This is a genomic window from Roseomonas sp. TS2 (genome assembly GCF_058833935.1).
Map to the genome: position 1 here is coordinate 1 of NZ_JCACVY010000350.1, position 1386 is coordinate 1386.

1 protein-coding gene is annotated in these 1386 nt (G+C 77.3%); it reads right to left on the minus strand.

The window, feature by feature from the left end:
- Nucleotides 1-1386: ATP-dependent DNA helicase (locus ACZJYS_RS24310; protein ID WP_493180645.1), on the minus strand; the 1386-nt coding region annotated here is incomplete at both ends.

A 1386-nucleotide genomic window follows, 5' to 3' on the forward strand; every position in this document is an offset into this window, starting at 1 on the left:
GGCAGCGCCGCCCAGCGGTCCCACCAGCCGGAGGCGGGCAGGGCGCGGGCGGAATGCTCCGTGAGGTCCAGCGGCGGCACCAGGGCGGGGTGCTCGGCCAGCAGTTCTTCCAGCCGGCGGCGCAGGCCACGGGCGCGGCCCCGGCCGCCCTCGTTGCCCAGCAGCCAGCGGCGCAGCTCCGCCATCTCGGCCCCCGACAGCTCGGCCGAGAAGGCGCCGTCGGCGGCGTCGAACAGGTGGTGGCCCTCGTCGAACACGTAGCGCAGCGCCGGGCCGTCATCGCCGCCGCCGAGCGCCGCCTGCACCATCACCAGCGCGTGGTTGGCGACCACCAGGTTGGCGGTGGCGGCGCGGCGGATGGAGTGCTCCACATAGCAGCGCTTCCAGTGCGGGCAGGCGGAATGGATGCACTCGCCGCGCCGGTCCGCCAGCAGGGAGATGGCGCCGGCCGGGAACAGCTCGGCCAGCCAGCCGGGGAAGTCGCCGCCCAGCAGGTCGCCGTCGCGCGTCGCCAGCGCCCAGCGCGCCACCAGCCCCAGCGCCACCAGCCGCGCCGGCATGGCGCCGCTCACCGCCTCGTCGTAGTTCAGCAGGCAGAGGTAGTTCTCCCGCCCCTTGCGGATGACGACCTTCTGCCGCCGCTCCTCCGGGTCCGGGTAGAGGCGGGCCAGCTCCTGGTCGAGCTGGCGCTGCAGGTTGCGGGTGTAGGTGGCGATCCAGACGGGGGCGCCGTTGCGCTCGGCCCAGAGGCTGGCCGGTGCCACGTAGCCCAGCGTCTTGCCGGTGCCGGTGCCGGCCTCGGCCAGCACCAGGCGCGGCTCGCCCGGCAGGTCGCGGGGCGTGAAGGCGAGGCTGGCGGCGGAGGCGAAATCGGCCTGGGAGGGGCGCTGCTCGGCGCCCTCGCCCAGGATCTCGGCCAGCTTGGCACGCGCCTCGGCGGGCGAGACGGGGTGGCTGCCGGGGGGCGGCGGTGGCGCCGCCTCCTCCCAGTCCGGCAGCACGCGCCAGACCTTCAGCGCATCGCGCGAGGGGCGGATGCCGGGCTGGCCCAGCGCCGCCAGCACCGAGGGGGTCCAGGGCCAGTCGGCCGCCTCGGCAAGGCGCGCGGCGAGCGCCCCGGCATCGCGGTTCAGCGGCGCGTTGCGGGCGCGCGCCAGCCGGCGCAGCAGCTCCGTGGCGATCTCGGGCAGCAGGGCGGCGGCGGATTCCGCGTCGGTGGGCGGCGGCATCTCCAGCGCCAGCGCCAGGCCGCGCGGCGTGGGCGGCGCGGGCTGCGCCGGCAGGCAGAAGGCGAACAGCTCCAGCAGGTCCCAGGCGCCGGGCAGGCCGGGCAGGTTCAGCCGGCGCGCCGTGGCGGGGGCGTGGACGCAGATGGGCGGCCCCAGC